Source organism: Anabaena sp. TISTR 8404, assembly GCF_056847745.1.
In genome coordinates this window covers 554,218-574,385 of record NZ_CP180578.1, presented here as the reverse complement: position 1 = coordinate 574,385, position 20,168 = coordinate 554,218, and the positions used below count along the sequence as shown (strand labels likewise).

Annotated in this window: 11 protein-coding genes; 7 read left to right on the top strand and 4 right to left on the bottom strand. The window is 40.5% G+C overall.

What is annotated here, in order from left to right:
• The first annotated feature begins 22 nt into the window (after positions 1-22).
• Complete coding sequence (locus tag ACMX3D_RS02535; RefSeq protein WP_482749925.1) at positions 23-1,288, top strand: Pvc16 family protein; 1,266 nt, start codon at positions 23-25, stop codon at positions 1,286-1,288.
• A gap of 158 nt (positions 1,289-1,446) precedes the next feature.
• Entirely contained in the window at positions 1,447-3,456 is a 2,010-nt protein-coding gene (locus ACMX3D_RS02530) for an ATP-binding protein (RefSeq protein WP_482749924.1), read from the top strand.
• Between the two features lie 72 nt (positions 3,457-3,528).
• Here the strand turns inward: ACMX3D_RS02530 and ACMX3D_RS02525 are convergent, their stop codons facing one another.
• The gene (locus ACMX3D_RS02525; protein WP_482749923.1) at positions 3,529-7,101 is read right to left on the bottom strand and encodes an eCIS core domain-containing protein; all 3,573 of its coding nucleotides are present in this window, start codon (positions 7,099-7,101) and stop codon (positions 3,529-3,531) included.
• A 389-nt stretch (positions 7,102-7,490) separates the two neighbouring features.
• On the opposite strand from ACMX3D_RS02525, the gene ACMX3D_RS02520 reads away from it, so the two are divergent.
• The 3 genes from ACMX3D_RS02520 (at position 7,491) to ACMX3D_RS02510 (ending at position 12,072) form a co-directional block, all read left to right on the top strand.
• On the top strand, positions 7,491-8,132 hold the full coding sequence (locus ACMX3D_RS02520) for a hypothetical protein (protein WP_482749922.1): 642 nt from the start codon (positions 7,491-7,493) through the stop codon (positions 8,130-8,132).
• A 172-nt stretch (positions 8,133-8,304) separates the two neighbouring features.
• On the top strand, positions 8,305-9,993 hold the full coding sequence (locus ACMX3D_RS02515; RefSeq protein WP_482749921.1) for an eCIS core domain-containing protein: 1,689 nt from the start codon (positions 8,305-8,307) through the stop codon (positions 9,991-9,993).
• 336 nt (positions 9,994-10,329) lie between these two features.
• A complete protein-coding gene (locus ACMX3D_RS02510) occupies positions 10,330-12,072 on the top strand; it encodes an eCIS core domain-containing protein (protein WP_482749920.1) in 1,743 nt (580 codons plus the stop codon).
• 237 nt (positions 12,073-12,309) lie between these two features.
• On the opposite strand, the gene ACMX3D_RS02505 is transcribed toward ACMX3D_RS02510, so the two are convergent.
• Positions 12,310-13,629, bottom strand: coding sequence for a D-alanyl-D-alanine carboxypeptidase (locus ACMX3D_RS02505; protein WP_482749919.1), 1,320 nt, complete (start codon positions 13,627-13,629; stop codon positions 12,310-12,312).
• Positions 13,630-13,959: 330 nt separating this feature from the next.
• Between ACMX3D_RS02505 and ACMX3D_RS02500 the strand changes: the two genes are divergently transcribed.
• Positions 13,960-15,798: a HEAT repeat domain-containing protein gene (locus ACMX3D_RS02500; RefSeq protein WP_482749918.1), complete on the top strand. Its 1,839-nt coding sequence runs from the start codon at positions 13,960-13,962 to the stop codon at positions 15,796-15,798.
• A 214-nt stretch (positions 15,799-16,012) separates the two neighbouring features.
• On the opposite strand, the gene ACMX3D_RS02495 is transcribed toward ACMX3D_RS02500, so the two are convergent.
• Positions 16,013-17,083 (bottom strand): LOG family protein, encoded by a 1,071-nt coding sequence (locus ACMX3D_RS02495; protein ID WP_482749917.1) that lies wholly within the window; start codon positions 17,081-17,083, stop codon positions 16,013-16,015.
• Positions 17,084-17,223: 140 nt separating this feature from the next.
• Positions 17,224-18,723, bottom strand: coding sequence for an amidase (locus ACMX3D_RS02490; RefSeq protein WP_482749916.1), 1,500 nt, complete (start codon positions 18,721-18,723; stop codon positions 17,224-17,226).
• Between the two features lie 54 nt (positions 18,724-18,777).
• Between ACMX3D_RS02490 and ACMX3D_RS02485 the strand changes: the two genes are divergently transcribed.
• Positions 18,778-19,377 (top strand): TetR/AcrR family transcriptional regulator, encoded by a 600-nt coding sequence (locus tag ACMX3D_RS02485; protein ID WP_482749915.1) that lies wholly within the window; start codon positions 18,778-18,780, stop codon positions 19,375-19,377.
• Positions 19,378-20,168: the final 791 nt, after the last annotated feature.

The window sequence follows — 20,168 nt, the reverse complement described above, 5'->3', positions numbered from 1 at the left end:
TTTGACTATTGACTAATCACCAATGAGTAACTATTTAGCCATCGCCACTGTCACTGCAACTTTGCAAAGAACATTGCAAGCCAGCGTCCAAGGAGATGTGGATGGTGCGCGGGTGACAACCGTTAGACCCGATCGCCTGAATAATGCTACACCAGAAGCAGGAGTGAACATATATCTTTACGATATTTTGCTCAATAGTGCTTGGCGCAGTGTTGATTTAAGACAACGCCACTCTCATGAGAAATATACTAAGCAGCCGCAAACTGGTTTAGATTTATATTACTTGCTAAGCTGCTACGGTAACGATGTGGAGTTAGAACCACAGCGTCTTATGGGTAGCATCGTCCGTACCTTCAATAGCAAATCGCTTGTCTCACAAGAGATGATTCGGGAAACCCTAGCCGATTCTACTTTCACATTTTTAGCCGATTCTAATCTAGCCGAACAAGTCGAAGCGATCGCAATTTCTCCCGTTGATTTAAATGTCGAAGACATCTCCAAAATTTGGTCTGTATTTTTTCAGACACCTTATTCTCTATCATTAGCTTATAAAGCCAGCGTTATCTTAATTGATGGCGGCGAAATTACGAAAAAACCCTTACCTGTTCGCAATATTCAGCCTTACATTACACCATACCAACCTGCGATCGCTCACATCAAGGTAGTTGAAGAACTATCCAAAATTTGGCAAATCCAAAATGCTGCATCACCTTTAATTCTCGCAACCAGTACCTTGTTAATTCAAGGCAACAAGTTAAATGCAGATATTACCCAAGTCCGCATTGGTAACGCAATAGCAACGCCGCAAACTGTCACTGAAAAACAAATTACTTTAGACCTTTCCACCATACCCATAGAATCATTACGGGCTGGTATCCAGAGCTTACAGGTAATTCATCCCCAGGCAAAAGTTAGCTCAAATGTCGTACCTATCTTGCTACGCCCCACCATTCAAAAAGTTACCGTATCTCATTTACAGGGCAGAGGTGACGAGTTGCGATCGGCTGATATTAAAATTACTGTTAACTTCAAAATTGATAAAACACAGCAAGTAACTTTAGTTTTAACAGAACTTTCATCGACGCAATTTACTGGATACTCTTTCGACCAACCCAAGCAACGCCGCAACAATAGCAACTCAATTACCTTTACCATTACTGATTGTTTACCAGGCAACTATTTAGTACGTCTAGTAGTAGACGGTGCAGAAAGCTTACTCTCAGTTGATACAGACCCTAACAGCCCTACATTTGAAAAATATATCGGGCCTGTAGTAGCGATCGCATAATTATAGGACTCATATTTGATTAGTGAAAAAAATCAGTACACATTTAAATTTCCTCTTATCTTTTCTCCGTTCCCTGTTTCCTGTTCCCTGTTCCCTAGCTACACAAGGATTTTCGGTAATCAATTCGGATTCCTATAGCTATATGAGATTTTAAATTAATGATAGATAAACTATTAACTCAAAACTATGAATGGCAAGCAGCTAATTATGATTATTTAATCAGCACACTAGATATAGTTCGCCATGCCTTAATTCCAGAAAATCAACCAGAAACAGTTAGTCCAGATTTTCCTGACCTTCCACCGCCAGCCCTAAATACTCTGTGTCAACTTTTCGGTTTATCTGAATTTGAACGTGATGTATTGTTATTGTGCGTTGGCATGGAATTAGATCCTAATTGGAGTGTTTTGTGTGCTAACGCCCAAGGCAGTTTAGGAAAACCTTATCCCACCTTTTTGTTGGCGACAGCAGTGTTACCGCAACCACATTGGAATGCCTTTGCGCCTGCTGCACCGTTAAGAAAATGGCAATTAATCCAAATTGGTGAAGGTTCTGCTTTGAATCTGAGTCCGCTACGAATTGACGAACGGATTTTGCATTACTTGCTGGGGATGAATCATTTAGATGAAAGGTTACAAGGCATTGTGCAACCTTTGAAAATACAAAGTGTGGCAAATGTCTTATCTCATCAGCAGTTAGCCGAACAATTAGCCACAACTTGGATAGAAACGCAAACAGCACTGCCCATCATTCAGTTATGTGGCGATGAAATCGCTAGTAAAAGAGCGATCGCATCCACAGCTTGCAAGTTGCTTAACCTTAATTTACACGTAATGTCCGCTGGGGCAATTACTAACTTACGGCAGAACGAGATGAACGACTTGTTGCGCCTCTGGGAAAGAGAATCTATGCTCACCAATAGCGCTTTGTTATTAGATTGTGATGAACTAGATCATACAGACCCAGCCAAAGAAAATGCGATCGCCCATTTAATTGCCAATATTTCCAGTCCTTTGATTATCACCTGTCGGGAAAAAAAGCGATCGCCCCAACGTCCTCTGATTGCAATTGAAGTCCAAAAACCCAATACCGCCGAACAACGTATAATCTGGCAAAATGTTTTAGGCGAAGCAGCCACCAGCCTCAACGGCCACGTAGACACCTTAGTTTCCCACTTCAACCTCAGCGCCTTTACTATTCAAACAGTTTGTGCAGAAGCCAAAGGCAAGTTAAAAGTCAAGAGTCAAGAGTCAATAGTCAATAGTCAAAGCAGTACTCAGCACTCAGCACTCAGCACTCAGCACTCCTCACTCAGCACTCTCCTCTGGGATACTTGCCGTTCTCAAGCGCGAACTCGTCTTGATGAATTAGCCCAACCACTTGAACCTAGTGCAACTTGGGATGATTTAATCTTGCCAGAAGCACAAAGGCAAGTTTTACGAGATATAGCAGCCCATGTGCGCCAACGGGCAAAAGTCTATGAAAAATGGGGCTTTGGCAATAAGGGCGGACGAGGTTTAGGGATTAGCGCCTTATTTGCTGGTGCTAGTGGTACTGGTAAGACAATGGCAGCAGAAGTCATTGCCCATGAATTGCGTTTAGATTTATACCGCATAGATTTAAGCCAAGTTGTCAGTAAATACATTGGCGAAACCGAAAAAAATCTGCGACGTGTATTTGATGCCGCCGAAGCTGGAGGTGCAATTTTATTATTTGATGAAGCCGATGCTTTATTTGGCAAGCGCAGCGAAGTTAAAGATAGCCATGATCGTCATGCCAACATTGAGGTAGGTTACTTACTGCAACGTATGGAATCTTACCGGGGTTTGGCAATTCTCACCACTAACTTAAAAACTTCCTTAGATCAGGCATTTCTGCGTCGGATTCGGTTTATCGTTCAATTTCCTTTCCCCGATGTCACTCAGCGCACCGAGATTTGGCAACGCATCTTCCCACTGCAAACCCCTACTCAAGATTTAGATGCAAGTAAGTTAGCCAAGTTAAATGTTTCTGGCGGTAACATTCGCAACATTGCCTTAAATGCCGCTTTTTTAGCAGCCGATGCTGGGGAAGCCGTAGAGATGAAACATATTTTACAAGCGGCTAAAAGTGAGTATGCCAAATTAGAACGACCGTTAACCGATGCGGAGGTTAAAGGCTGGATATAAAACAGGTTAATCACCAATTTGTGAGCATTGCACTAAAATTTCAACAGATTTTCTAGAAATAATAGCGATGCTTCACCCTAAAAAAATTGGCGATCGCGGCTTTTTGGTTGCAGGTGACTTCGATTTTGAATCATCGTCATCTGATTCATCATCAAATGATCGTTTATTTTCAGCACGAAGTCGTTCAAGTTCATTGTCAATCGCAGGTTTATATACATCTTCGGTAATATCTGTTATCTCTATATAGTAACTTTCCAGAGAACCTGCATCAGTAACATCATCCGGATCATCAATAGTTACTCCGACTTCATTAAGAAGGGATAGAACATAATTGTCATCATCTTCATCGATATCTAGCCCTTGGCCATCGGCAAAATCCATTATCTCTTCTATTTTTTTGAAATATATATCTTTTGCTATTATCGGGGCATAAATATTTGGGCGAATTTCGTCCATTTTATCAAGAAAGTTTTGATATTCGGTATGGTTTGGGATAGAGGTACTATCGATCGAAGCGTAACCATGCTCAGCAAGTTGCTCTTGCAAGTACTTCCGCACCACATCAACAGGGTAATTAATGTCACATTCGGCGGCAGCTACCCTGATTTCATCAATCTTGTCTTCAACCAACAACTCTGCCTTGTGCCAATAAACAGAATTGCGCTTAACCTCAAAACTAGCAAGGTTTTTGTAAATTGTTTCCGCAACTGAAGAATCAAGAGAAAGAGGTTTTTCTTTCAAAAAATCCTCTATCGATTTCTGACTATCGAAATTAACTACCCGAAAAGCAGTCGGAAAGGCAGTTTCGACAGTGACCAAATGCTGTTGGATTGCATCAACAAGGCGGTTGCTTGGCGGATCAATCTTAGTATCTCTACCAATCCCAGCTGCTTTACTAGAATCGGTTTCATCCATCATACGCTTGACGGCTTCTGCATCAAAAAACCCCCACATATATTTGCGTATGTCGTCAATATTGTAGTTTACTAAAGCTTGTTTTTTATCTGTATTGAGATCATTTTCAAACTTTTTGACTTGAGCAACACGTTCACCATGATTTACACTTCTATTTTCGTTGAAGACTATGGACAACGGAAACGCGTTGCGGAAGTGCAAATAGGCTTGAATCAATTGCTGTAGTTTCGGAAAGACTGTCCCAGCATCCGGGTCAGTAGTAGTAAGATTGTTAATTGCTTTTTCAGCATTATCGAAATTAGTTTTGGCTTGAGAACCAACAGTATTTTTTAGATTTTTAATTCGGTCGTAACCTGGCAGTTCAACTTTATCAAATGCAATGCGTTGCTTTATCCATTTCCAGGCAAAGAGTAAGGGACGACCCTCCAAATTATATTTAATTAATTGCTCAAGCACTGCAAATGCCGTCACATGATCGCCCTCAGCCTTTCCGTATGTCTTTGGTGGGCGACCTACAAGCGTTATCTCTTCGATATGAGTATTATCATCCTCCAGTGTAATTTGTACCCCTACCTCACTTTTTTGGGTAAATAGCTCACGCTTCTTAAAATCATTTGGAATCTGATCTCGCTTGGCTCGTTCTTTTTTCTCAAACTCTTCTTTTTTACTTCGATAGTCTTTACCAATATTTGTTGGTAATTCTATTCCTTTTTCAGCAAGATTATCTATTTCTGGCTGTTTATCTTTATAAGTGCGTTTTTTCTCCTTAAAGAGATATGTGAAAGAATCATCTGCATCTAAATCTCCATCTTTGTAAGCCTTCGGAAATGCTGCTTTAATTGTGAGGAGATGCTGGGTGAGTACATCTAACAAGCGTGCATAGTATTCTTCTTCAGTTATCACTAGCTCCATATCTTCATAACTCTGGCTGTCTTCACTCGGTAATAATTCAGTCATTAGCTTATTGTTAAACGTTTTAATGCCTGGCACTTCATAGCGCCGGATTTGTTCAAGAATCTTTTCGACTTTACCAATATCTAGCAATCCCCATGCCGCTTCACGGATTCGCATTTTGTCAAGGGGATTAGGTACCCATTTTTTGGCCTGATCAAGCGTCTCATCGCCATTGGCAACACGCATCCACTCCATATAGTCAGACTCTCTGTGACCAGTACCCTCTCCAGAGACTGCGGAAAAGGGGAGTGCATTGCGGTACAGTAAATAAGCGTTAATAAATCCTTGCAAATTAAGCGCTATATCTGATTCCGACATAGAACTTGTATCAATTTTTTCGTAAGCATCCGCTTTCTCTTTCGCAGTATCCAGGTTGAAAATAGCTTTTTGGTTTGAATTCTCAGCTAGATAGCCTATGCGGGTTGCCCCAGGTAAATTCTGCGCTTCACTGTACAAATCTTTCACAACATCCCAGGCTTCGCTGAGTGTTAAACCCATAAGTTCTCGTTTGACAACATGGCTAATAACAGCCCAAGCTGTTGTATGGTCTCCTTCTTCGCTAGTAAAAAGCTTGGGGGGACGACCGACAATCTTTACCTCAGTCACTTTCATTGGCGTATCGTTTCCGGATAGCACCTGAATCGTTAATCCTTCTCTTTGGATTCGACCTCCGCTGATTTGTGTGATTTGCTGCGCCAAGCCATGCATATTATCCTTGTGTCTTGGCTGATACATCCGCTGAAGTACTTCAGCTTGAGCCAATGAGGTATCTGGCTGGAGTGCTTTTCCCCTGGCTTGTGGTTGTGATGAGCGCTGCACCATCCCCTGATTCTGCTGCACCACATGAGTCAACTCATGCGCTAACAACTCCTGTCCATCCCGACTAGAAGGTTCATACGCCCCCTGGCGAAAGAAAATATCGCTCCCTGTGGTAAAAGCCTTCGCCTGTATCGACTTATTTAACTCATGCGACTTTGCATCCGTATGTACTCTTACCCCACTAAAATCTGCACCAAACTCCAGTTCCATTGGTTCCTGCACCGACTCATGCAACGGCTGTCCACTCCCTTTCGCTTGTTGAATTGACGCTTCCAAATCTGGTGTTGCATCCATAGCCTCCTCAGATATACACTGCACCAGCGGTTTCATTTGCAATTCTTCTTCATCCTCAATCATTTCCTGGCGCTGAATTAGACTATTATCTGACTTCAGTTGCAGTTCTTCTTCATCTTGCATTTTCTCTCGCTGCACAGATGGATTCTCAGGGGCATTAATGTTTTGCACCACATCAGCTGCTACCTTATTCGCCTCTTGCTCGTACTTATCTCCAGGCTGTCCTATGGTCAGTTTCATCTGTAACCGTGGTGCTGGGGGCGTCTGATATTCTTTTGGATATGCTGTAAATTTGGGATACCATGAAGGCTTTGTTGCAGTTTGCTCTGGCAAATCTGGCATTTCTTGCGACTGGCGTTTGTCCACGTCTCGCTGAACTGTCTCACCAAGAACATTTCCTTGATAATTCGGATTTATTTTTAGATTCTGCTCAGGATAAATAGGTTTTTTTGGCTCTAAGTGCCTCATTAACATTGACACATCAGGAACACTTGATTGATACTTGCTTACTTCTTCCTGTTGTGTTTGCACATCTGCTGTTGAAGATTGGGGTAATACTTGCTCAGGTAAAGGTTGTACTTTAAACTTTGGCGGTGCAAACTGGTTTGGTGCTGGTGTATCTGAAGAAGAATTTGTGAATGCTCTTGTGCGTCTGGAATACATTAAACTATCCTCAAAATGTTGCAAATTTGCAGAAATGCCTAATTCAATACAGCAGCACGCTACTAGATATTTTTACTCAACAAATAATGCACAAGAACCAAAACGTTCTCTAAAACCCAGCATTATTAACTACTAAGCAATTCCGCCTATATTTTTGAGCATTTTAACCAGAAAACCCCACTTTTTGATTTTATGATAGATTTTCTTTATTTATTGGCTCTCTTTTATCTGTAGATTTTGTTGACGGCAAAAAAGAGCGATCGCTATCTATGTAAACAAGAGTATCAATAGTGGCGATCGCTAACCATATCTTAAAAATAGTGCCAAAATCGATACTAACTATGTTTCAGTGATTAACCACTACTTTAAAAGATGGGAGAGTTGAGTAAATGTACACAAGAAAATATAAAACAAAAAAGACTGCTGGAAATTCTGCTGATACAGCAACCTCCAATCAATTCGCACCACGCCGCTTTGTCGCCCAGCCAGATGAGGAAATAACAAACAACCGAACGCCTGATTTGCAGACTCAATTAGACAAGAAAAAGCAATTTGGCAATAACCTGAAAAATATATCCGTATTTGCCAGCAATGTTACTCAATCCCAGCCACCCGGAATTCAGAGGAAGCTCACCATCGGCCAGCCAGGTGACAAATACGAACAAGAAGCGGACAAACTAGCAGCAGATATGGTGCAGCGAATTAATGCACCTGAGAGTGACAAAGTTCAACGTCAAGAATTAACAGGCGATGAAGAAAAACTGCAAACCAAACCAATGGTGCAGAGTCTTTCTTCAGAAAAGGCTAAAACACTACAAGCTAAGAAAGAGAAAGAGAAAGAGAAAGTGAAGAAGAAAGATGAAGATGAAGATCTAGAGCTAGAGGAAGAGCTAGAAGAAGAGGAAGAACTAGAAGAGGAAGAGGAAGAGCTAGAGCTAAAACTAGAAGAAGAGCTAGAGGAAGAGTTAGAAGAAGAGTTAGAAGAAGAGTTAGAGAAAAAAAGCTACAAAAAGAAAGAGAAAGAGAAATAGAAAGAGATTCTACGAAATGTCACCAGCAAATTCTTCTCTAGTGTACAAAACACTATGAACAATAATATCAATAGTGGCGATCGCTAACTAATCTCTCAAGGTAGTTCCAATATTGATACTGAATATGTCTGGATGACAAACCACCACTTTAAAAGATTGGAGAGTTGGATAAATGTACACAAGACAATATAAAACAAAAAAGACTGCCGGAAATTCTGCTGATACAACAACCTCCAATCAATTCGCACCACGCCGTTTTGTCGTCCAACCCCAAGTTGAGGAAATCACCAACACCCAAACGCCAGATGTGCAAACTAAATCAGATAAGAAAAAGCTATCTAGCAATAGTTTGCCAAAAGTATCCGTATCTGCCAAAAGTATCACTCAGCCACAACCAACTCGAATTCAAATGAAGCTGACAATTGGTCAGCCAGGTGACAAATACGAGCAAGAAGCAGACAAATTAGCAGCAGATATCGTACAGCGAATTAATGCACCTGAAATCGCAAAAGTTCAGCGTCAGGAATCAACAGAAGATGAAGACAAACTGCAAACCAAACCAATAGTGCAGCGTCTGTCTATTGCGGGTGGTATGGCTGCAACGCCAGATTTAGAAGAATCGATACAACAAGCTAGGAGTAGCGGACAGCCACTAGCAGAAAATATCCGCCACCCAATGGAACAAGCATTTGGGGCTGATTTTAGTGGAGTGAAAGTTCACACTGATGCTCAATCGGATCAGTTAAATCAATCAATTCAAGCGAAAGCCTTCACCACAGGGCAAGATATTTTCTTTCGTCAAGGAGAATATCAGCCAGGAAATCGTGGGGGACAAGAATTACTTGCTCATGAATTAACCCATGTGGTGCAGCAAAATGGTAATGCCGTGCAGCGAAATTTAAACAATGAAATAGCAACACCAAACTCTGTCACTCAAAGTCCAGAAAAAAAGCCAGACACTCACCCAATTATTCAACGGTTAGTTGCTAATGAATACAGCGGTCAACTTTTTGTCCCTAATGCTTGGCTTAATACAACACTAGAAGAAAGAACACAGACACTCAAAGATGTGATTAGTGATGTCAAAAGTCCCTTGTACAAAGAACTAATAGATAATTTAAATAGTCTTAGCGGCATTGATATCAATGGAATTAAAGAAGTTAACCCTAATAGTGAAATATTTCAAACTTTAGTAGACGAAGGTATAGTACCGGAAGGTTTACAAAAACCAGAAAACCAAGAAACCTGTAATAAATGGAAAAGTAGTTTAGAAACTTCATTATCAGTATTAAATACAATAACTATATTAACCCTTAGCAATCAGACTGGTAAGATTAGTAATAAGAGAGAAAAACTAATAATCAACCCGGAAGAATTAGTCAAAGCTCCTGATGACTTAGCGTCAGGATTCGATGCGACCAAAGCTTGTGCTTTAATTGCAATTGTGAAGAGTGAAGGTCAAAATCGGACTAATTTAGATAACAAATTAGGGTTGAAACAAAGTCTCAAAAATGATTTAGATTACTATAAAGCTTTACACAACTATTATTATATAAATCATGGGATTCAGTACGATGAACCAGTTACTAGTCCAGCACTTTTGAATGAATGGGGATTTAAGCTAATTTTCTCAGGCAAAAAAGCTTTTAAAGATTTAAGAGTTCCATTGAAAAAAGGTAAACAGTATATATTTGCAATTGAAGGTCATATCGTTTACGTCACGATGAATGAAGATTTGCCTGCAACAGGAGTTCCTAGCGGCGAAAACGTTACTGACTACTTTGAATTTCATAGCGATCGCGCTCACAACTTCAACAAACACGAGTATCTATTCGATGTAAAATATATTTTTGAGAAATAACTAAACTTCATTAGTTCCGCAGTACAGATTTTTCCGATTTTCAGAGCGATCGCTATCTATGTAAACAAGAGTATCAATAGTGGCGATCGCTTACAAAGTCTACAGGACATTGATCTAAATATATCAGTGGAACAAATTTTTAGTTGGCTAAAAATGACAAATAGTTAATGAAAAAATCCTTTGGGTTTTTGAAAGTAATTGCTTGTTATATGAACAATAATATCGATTGTGGCGATCGCGATTTTTCTTCAGTAAGATAGTGCCAAATTTTTACAATACCTCTGACGCAAAATTACGGTAGCTTCTGTGCTGGCAAAAAATATCTGGAGGAGAAAAATGTATAAGCGACATCACAATACAGGTAAAGCATCTGCAAATCACTCTGATGTACCAGTAAATCAATTCGCACCCCGTCGCTTTGTCATCCAGTCCCAAACCGAAGAATCAGAGCAAATACCCGATTTACAAGCTCAATCACAAACAACAGAAATATCTAGTAACAACTTAGCTAATATCTCAATTTTTCCCCCTGGCTATCAACCACCACCACCACCAAGAGTACAGATGAAGCTCACCATTGGTCAGCCAGGTGATAAGTATGAGCAAGAAGCTAACAAACAAGCAGCAGATATAGTGCAGCGAATCAATGCACCGCAAACTCCACCTGTACAGCCACAGCAACAGCAACCAGAAGAGGCATTGAGAAAAAAACCTTTAATACAACCTCTCTCAGATGCAGATGAAACGAGTGCAACACCAAATTTGGAAGCATCTATCCAAAGGTCAAGAGGCGGTGGGCAAACACTAGCAGAGAATATCAAAGAGCCGATGGAACAGGCATTTGGGGCTGATTTTAGTAAAGTGAAAATTCATACAGATACTCAGTCTGACCAAATGAATCAATCAATTCAGGCAAAAGCATTTACAACAGGACAAGATATTTTCTTTCGCCAAGGAACCTACGATCCTGGAAGTAAAGGTGGACAGGAATTAATTGCTCATGAATTGACTCATGTAGTGCAACAAACTGGCTCAGGAAAAGTCCAAAAATCAGAAGATAGCCAAAGAATTAACAGAGAAGTAGTATCTATTGGCAGAGCCGAAAAACAAATTCAAAGAATTACAGATGAGGAAGAAACTGAGTTTCAAAAGAAGTATAAATTGAAGTGGCACATGATCAAAACCGCTCTGAATAGGGTGGCAAAAATTAAAGGACATGAGGACTATGAGGCATATAAAGCAGCTACAAACAAAGAAGATTTTGCAGAAGCCTGTGAACTAGCTGCCAAAACGGAAAGCACTTTAAGCGAAAAAGATAAAAATGCAATGGCTAATGATATAGTCGTGCCTCAAAGTTATTATCATGTGACAAAAAGCTTTAATCAAATCAATGGCTTGGTAACAACAGGAGCCGCAACTTGCACTGGCTTAGCGATGTCTGCTAGTAACGAGGACGGCGAAACTATATATGCTCTCACACATATAGATGGGGACAATGACATTCCTAAGATAATTGATGGGATGTTGAACGATATGGAAACCCAGCTTAAAGGTATTTCTGGAACAGTTAATGCTTACATTGCTTCCGGGGGAATCGGGTCGCAAGGTGGTTTAGAACATACTCCCAAAGAGGTTGTTGATTATCTCAAGAAAAAAAATGTAGCTCTTCAGTTTGCCAGCCAACTACAGCAAATTAGAATAGGAGGTAATTCCAAGCATGGAGATCTTGTTAGAAGTGGCGAAAATGTTGATCAACTTCATAGAGGATCTGGAAACAAAAATGTAGATGGACTCATCCAACAAGTGACTGCTTTGCCTCAGATGAAGGGTGGTCATGCTTGGGAGAAGCTAGACCAAGAAGATGGTTACATAAGTGGTACACACGATCCGATGGAACCTACAATTCAGCAAGTCTATACCAAAGCATTATCTTTAGAAAAAGCCGCAGACATTAATGACCAAGCTCAGCAACAAAAACTGAAAAATCTGAAAACAGCAATAACAAATCAACAGCAATGGTTCAAAAATTATCTTTTTGGCAAAAAACTTGTGGAATGGGCTGTTACTGAAAATAAATGAACATTTCTGAGTCAAGAAGGATAGCTGGTTTGTCTCTGGTAATTTAATAGGGCGATCGCCACTATTAATAGATTGTAAGGAAACATGCCATCTTACTAGCTGGGTATGTGACAAATAGGAGCGATCGCTTACCCAGCCTAAAGGAAATTGACTTAGAGTTATCCGTAGAGCAAATTTTTGCTTGGTTGAAGATAACAGGTAATTAGGCAAAAAAGATGCTCTACGGTTTTCTAGAGCTTAACCTCTAAACAAAATTTCATTCCTACTAGTAGCGCCTAATTCAGGTAAAGAATTAGCAGGTGAGTGCGGAGTAATAGCGGTAGGAACTGCGGGAGCTACATCTAATTGTTTGACTAGACTTTGCAAGAATTTATCTTGTTCTATGCGGTAATTTGAAACGAAGGGGCCACGGTTGAGGATAGCAAACCAAACTAAACCGCGATCGCGTGTTGGCATAACACCAGCTAAAGAACTCACATCGCGGAGAGTGCCAGTTTTAATTACAGTACCCACTGGCATATGTCTGCTGTGTACTGTTCCTCGATGATCAAATCCAGACATCGGAAACAAATCTGCCAAATTCAGGTCGTGTGCTGCTGCTTGCTGTTGAATTGCCATTAACATTGCACAAATAGCCCTGGGAGAAATGCGATTTTCCGGGCCAAGTCCAGAACCATTAATTAATTGAATTTCTGACTCAGGTACTCTCGCCAGATAAGCTGCTGTTGATTGCACTACACCTGCACCGCCTACCGATTCTGCCAGCATTTCTGCCATTTCATTATTGCTGTAAACATTCATTTCCTTCAGCAATTGACGCAAGGGCAAAGATTTGTGACGTATCAGCAAAGTTTGTTGCGGCGGCTGGGCGGCAACTTTGACAGTACCTGTAATCACAACTTCCGGCTTAGGTGTGCCTTTGGGCATGATGGAGTAGATATAATTTGCTGGACGAGTCCAACTTTTATGATTTAGCGCTTGCTTGAGCATTTGACCAGCCAGTAGCGGGTGACGCTGAAAATTCATGGCAAAATGTCCTGTAATTAGCAAATTGCCTTTGACTTGCTTAATGCCCATTTTATTGAGTGTATTGCCAAGAGCGATCGCTTCTTCCCATACAAACATTGGGTCGCCACCACCAGCTATTACCAAATCACCTTGCAATACACCGTTGACTACTGGCCCTGTAGTCCCAATCAAAGTTTCAAATTGGTGATCTGGCCCCCAAGTTTTCAAAGAAACCAGAGAAGTTGCAATCTTAGTTAAAGAAGCCGCCGGTAGCGGTGTCGTACCTTGATGATTAGCCATGAGTATTGGCCCCGACTGTAACCAAATTCCCTGACTCTCGGCTAAATTTTGGGTGACTAACTTAGATTTGATGAGTTCTTGTAAGTATTGTTGTACTGTATTCACCCCAGTGGGATTCGGATCAGAAGCCAGAACCAAGCCAGGGTTTACTTGCCCAGCCAATGCTTCCAAAGCATCAGAGGGCTTGATTTCCACCCCAGCCATTTCCAGCCACAGAGAAACCAAACCCGAACTCAATAATTCCAGCATTTCTCACTCCCCAATTTCTAAAATATGATGTTTGATTTACTGTGCTACTATACAGACTTTGTTTATGCTAATCAGCATTGGGTAATCATAACTGGTCTGTTTCTAATCTGGTAGTAGGTAGAATAAATTTTTGTTTGTTACTTATTTGACTTGACAATTAATTTCTCACTTTAGTGTTCCTGTAAATAACAAATACTAATATTTATAGCAACGCCTACATAGTTTAGGCTAAAAAATTTCCAAATTAATTCTCCATAATTCAGTTTCTCTTATTAAAGGTTGTAGTCTTTTTAGTTGGGGAATTATATATATAAAGTCACTAGAGATTTTATGTCACTTTTAACAGATGCGCTGGATCGGATTGAGACTTGGTTAGTCAAAAATCAACCAGAATTTGCCTTAAGTTTAGCGCCAGGACTAACTCGTGCAGAAATAGACGCAATTCTCCAGAATTTTCCTTATTCCTTGCCAGAAGAATTATATGAGTTCTACGGGTGGCATAACGGTTGCAGAAATTTGAGTTATGGCTATGTAATTCCTAAATATGACAATTATCTTTCTTTACAAGAGGCTTTAGAATGGTATACAAATTTTTTAAGTTGGGATTCAGAGTGGAATCCGCACTGGCTACCAATATTAGATTTTAATGGTGATTATAGATACGCTGTTGTTGTGGGAGAAGAAACTGCTCCTGTTTGGTTCATCGATCCAGAATGTTGTATTGAAGAAATTCGCTGGGATAGTTTGACAGACTTGATGCTGACGACAGCAGAGTGTTACGAAACTGGTGCTTATTATATTGATACTGAAGGATACATAGAGGAAGACAAACAAAGAGTTGCGGAAACTCAACGTAAGTATAACTATCGTGGAGTCGAAAAATCAACTACGAATGAACCCTACAATCCTTATCCGCCAACAGTCGCCAGCCAAGTTGATTTGTCCAATCCTAATGCGCTGGAAGAATTAACTCAGGCTTTGCAGGCTGTACCGTTGAGTCCTGATGCTAGTATCTTGCAAGGAATGGCTGCTAATACGTTAGATAATTTGGCGAATCTCGGTTTGACGGAACAAGTAGGTGCTGAACCTTTGGTAATTGGTTTACAAAATCTAATTTACGATAATGCTGGTCATGCTCTAGCGGCGAAAAAGTTAGGTGAATTAGGTGATATTAGAGCAGTTGAGCCACTTTTACAAGCTTTAAGCGATCGCTCCAGTGAAGTCAGGACAAATGCAATTGAATCACTAGCAAAGTTAGGAGATTCCAGAGCATTTGAACCACTAATTCAGTGCTTGCAAGACTCAGACTTTTTTGTGCGAGCCAAAGCCGCATGGGCGCTGGCAGAATTAGGAGATCCGAAAGCTATCGAACCGCTCATTCAAGCATTGAGAGATGAGAATCAGTCTACTGCTTGTGGTGCGATCGCCTCAGCATTAGGTAAGTTTGCCGATATCAGAACCATAGAACCTCTGATTGAAGTGTTACGTAGCAATGGTAATCATCTCAGAGATTATTTTAGTTTCTCTCACGTCAAATTATCCCTAATTCATGCTTTACAGCTAATGGATGATTCCAGAACAACAGACATTTTTCTAGAAATTCTCAGGGATAAAGAAAGCATCTTACAAGCACGCAGGACAGATTGGCGAGAATCCTTGCAAGCAACACAGATGGTGATCGAAGCACTCCTCACACGTCAACATCCAAATTTGATAGATATACTAGCGCAGTTGCTTCAAGATTCTGAAAGACCAATTCGAGCCAACACACTTCTAGCAATAACTCATATCGCAGATCCGCTGATGGTCGATTTGTTAATTTTAGGATTAGCAGATGAAGATGTCTTGTTACGCACAGCTGCTATCGGCTCCCTTGGCGAACGAGGCGATATAAAAGCAGTTGAGCCTCTCATCAGTATTTTGCAAGATACAAATGCGGATGTGCGTTTAAAGGCGGTTCAGGCTCTAGAAAAAATTGACGATGCTAGGGTTGTAAATGCTCTAATTGAGATGCTCAAAGATGAAAATCCTAATGTTCGCAGTGCAGCAGCATTGGCTGTAGGCAATTTAGGAAATTTACTAGCATTGGAACCACTTAATCAATCCTTAAAAGATGAAAGTTCAATTGTTCGGAAAATAGTTCAACAAGCCTTAAATAAGCTTGCATGATTGGCAATATATTCGTTTTTAGTATAGGGATAAGACTTTGCCCTATCCCTATTAGCATGATATTTAAATCGCCTTAATTGCCAGAAATTTAATTTATTTATGTATTTCGTTAATTTCTTTAGCCATCCTCACAATCAGCAGACTTGCAAACAACCTCTGCACAACTTTCCGAAGGATAGCAAGCGACGCAAATTTTAATCATTCAATCTTGATACTACTTTCTTTCTGGATGTGCTATTTCCTCTTCTGAAGGGCTACCCATTTGATTAATCATGGCAATCATCTGATATAAACGCCCTAAATCTCGTTGATTAAAGTGCAAAATTAAACGAGGTAAATCCGAAGTTTCATCTTGAGCTTCTTGAGGCAATGCCTGACTTTTTTCAATTTTTCCTTTGACCAGGATGTCGCTAAACTCAGCGTTCAGTCGTTCTACCTCAGCATCTAATAAATCACAACTGAGACGAATTACCAATTGATTACTAACGTAGCGGCTGGAGTGATAAACCTTGTAAAAACGGGTGATGGCATTACAAGCTACTTCCAGGTTATCTGTCACAGTATAAAGGCTAGGATCTTCGGGACTCACCAGTCCTTTCTGTACTAATTGTTGATCGATATAATCGCTCCAAGACCGCCAATAATCCCCACCAGGATGGTCAATTAAAACTAAAGGTACAGGGCCAAATTTTCCCGTTTGACTCAAGGTCATGCATTCAAAAGCCTCATCTTGAGTGCCAAATCCACCGGGAAATAAAGCAACTGCATCACTTTCTTTGAGCAGGAACAGCTTGCGGGTGAAGAAATACTTAAAGTGAATTAGCTTGGGATCACCTTCAATAATTGGGTTTGCTTGCTGTTCAAAGGGTAACTGAATATTTAAACCGAAGGAATTTTCTCTCCCAGCGCCTTCGTGACCCGCTTGCATAATACCACCGCCACCACCTGTCATCACCATGAACCCTAACTGAGTAACAGCGCGACCAAACTCCAGCGCCATTTGATACTCTGGCGTTTCTGGTGACAGGCGAGCAGAACCAAAAATAGTTACTTTACGTACATGGCGGTAGTTGTAAAATAACTCGAAACCTCGCTCCATATCCGCTAAAGCAGCCGATAATATCTTCCAATCCAGACGATCAATGTCACTATCAGCTAGGCGAATTATAGTAGCAAGTGCTTGCTGGATATATTGCCGATGTTTTAACGTCGGTAGGCGATCAATTAATTCAATGATATCGGCTTGCAGAGACTCTAATGTGTCAAACGAGGCAGATGAGGTCATGAGAAAGGCTGGCGCAGTGGCACTACATTTTACCTAATTTTGGGGTGCTATTTACAATGGTTTTATCAAAGAGTAATCAAATAGCAGTCGGCAAGCTAGATAGTTTAGTTATAGATAATAAAATTTTTTCGGATTGACTTTTAACAGTCAACAGTCAATAAGCCATAACCAGATGGGTGTTGGAAAGCATTGATTAGTTGATCAAGCTGCTGGGCGATCGCTAACAATTCTATTTCACGCCACCGCTTGCCCACAATTTGCATTCCAATCGGTAAATTATTTGCAGTTTGTCCAATTGGAATTACCACAGCGGGATGTCCACTCAGATTAAATGGCATGGTGTAAGCTCCGTTTGCTACTGCATGAGGGTAGGATCTACCATCAATGTCAATAGCACTCCAGGCAGGACGATGAGTAAAAGCTGGAGTAGCTGCAACTGGTGTTAGCCATACATCCCAAGGTTCTAATGCCTCATCGATTTCGGCAGTAAAGCGATCGCGTTCGGTAAGTGCTGCAAAATATCCTTTCAGGCGGGGGTTTAATAGTTCTGGAAGGACACGGCTGAAATCTCCTAACTTCCGCAGTTCTTTATCGCCTTGGGTAGCAGTGCGAAAAATCTGCTGCCAACTCCGACGCAAATTGTATCGATCTACTGGTTGAGCGTAGATGTTAATGTATGCAGCCATCCGCCCATACAGGTTGAGTATTTTTGATAAGTCAAAATTTTTCGGCAACCAGTGTTCTATTTGCACACCTGCTTGAGAAAGCTTGTGGGCGATCGCTCTCATGGCATTTCTAATTTCGGATGCGACGGGAACCTCTATCCATTCATCAATCCAGGCAATTTTCAGATTCTGCCAAGACTTAGCACAAGGGGTAACGAAAGGAATTGGTGGCACATCCGGACGGCGAATATCAGCACCTGCAATTAACTCTAAACACAAACGGATATCTGCGAGCGATCGCCCAAAACAACCCACCGTCATCATTTGCCGCAGACATATTGGCATTCCAGGCACTTCCGGAATTTGACCGGCTGTAGAAATCCGCCGATCAGTAGGTTTCAAACCATATACGCCACAGAAATGAGCAGGCTGACGCACTGAACCTGCAAAATCGTTGCCTAAATCTAATGCTGACAGCCCTGCTGCTACAGCTGCTGCACTACCTCCAGAACTTCCGCCAGCAGTGTAGTCTAGATTCCAAGGATTGTTGACTCGTGGGAAAAGGGAATTAGTGCTTTGATAATCACCAGCTAGTTCTGCCATATTTGTTTTTCCCAAGATGATTGCTCCTGCTTGCCGTAGCCTGGCTACAACAGTGGCATCTTGTTGCGGCACATAATCTTTGAGGGGAATGTAGCCTGCGGTTGTCAGTAATCCTTCTGTTTCAAAAATATCTTTAATAGTGATGGGTACTCCATGTAAAACTCCCCAGTTTTCGCCTCGGCTTAAAGCTTCGTCAGCCAGCTTTGCTCTGATCAGAGCATTATCTTCATTGAGTGTACAAACTGCATTCAGCTTACTGTTGTGTTGAGCAATTTGATTTAAGTAAGCATTGATAACTTCAACAACTGACACTTCCCGATTCCGAATCATTTGTGCCAGAGCAGACGCTGGGGCAAACGTTAGGCTACTCATAGATAGTAAACTGGTAGTTTTGCATAAAGTTAATTGTATTAACTAAATTAGTTTATGGGTCGTCCTCCGAAAGAAAAATCTCTAACACGACAAGATGTAATTGATACTGCGATCGCCTGTATCGATCAAGAAGGAGAATCAGCCTTAGGAGTAAATCGAGTAGCACGGGAGTTAGGTATTAAGCCCCCTGCCATATACAAACATCTTGATGGTAATACCGGACTGCGACGAGCCGTAGCCTTGACAATTTGGCGAAAGTATCTCAGAGATTGCCAACAACGAATGGAAGGAATTACTGAGCCTCACCTACTACTCCGTACAGGCGCACGAGCAACTCGTAATTTTGCCAAAGGGCATCCCGCACTTTATAAAGTTATGATGGAGTATCAGATGCAGCCATCCGACCCTGAAGAAGCTGCAATTATTCAGGATTCTCTGAGGATATTAAAAAAATCACTGCAATTGTACACATTAGACAATGATGCTTTCATTGATGTCATGCGAATGGTCAATGCAGCGATTTACGGCTTTATTATCCGAGAACAATCAGAATTGATGACGCTCAATCGTTCAACAGATGCTAGTTATGAAGCAATGCTAGATGCACTCATATTAGCTATTCAACATATTTATAATTCCGAAAATCATCATTGAAAAACTTATGTCCACAAATCAGCAATAATTCTAGAGATGTAGTTGTCAAAGCTCACAAACACATCCTAAATCTTGAGCAAATTATTAATTGTTATGAAATATTAAGTTATCCTGTTTGCCTATTGAGTTGCACGATGAATTTAATGTTCATCTGTTAAATTCACTGATTTTTAAGCAAAATAGGCAAAATACTGATTATTACTGATGTGCTTAGGCTATTACTTAAGTAAGATTATGGCTTACTTAAGTGCTGGGCAAAATCAATTTCATAAGTGAGCAAACAGCATTTTCAAATTTAGCTGATTACCAAGGCACAGGATAATAGTCAAAAATCTGAATTCAAAATTCAGAATAATTCAATCTGGATAAAAATTGCTATTAATCAATAATTCATCAGGATATTTTACTATTTATCAGTGTGCTTTGAATTCTAATCTATTGGAAAATTTTGCTGGATAACTAAAGTATTTTTCTCCAAAAGTAAAACCTTGATATTGAGAGGAACTAGCAAATGAGTTATTATGATTTTGATGACCATTTCTGGTCACCAAAGCTGGTATGTGTTCAGTCAAAGCCAGTAAACTCTGAAGATAATTCCCTTGGGATAAAATTAACAAATATTCTATTGATAATATTTGTTATTGTCTGGTCAGGTTTATTAATAAAAGTGTTCCTGAGAGTTAGTAATAACCAGCTAAATCAAAGCGGATTAAACATAGATGCGTTTAGCAGTAATTGCTTGATGCTTAAAAGCGATACTGTCAGACAAATTTATTGCGCTCCATTAAAAA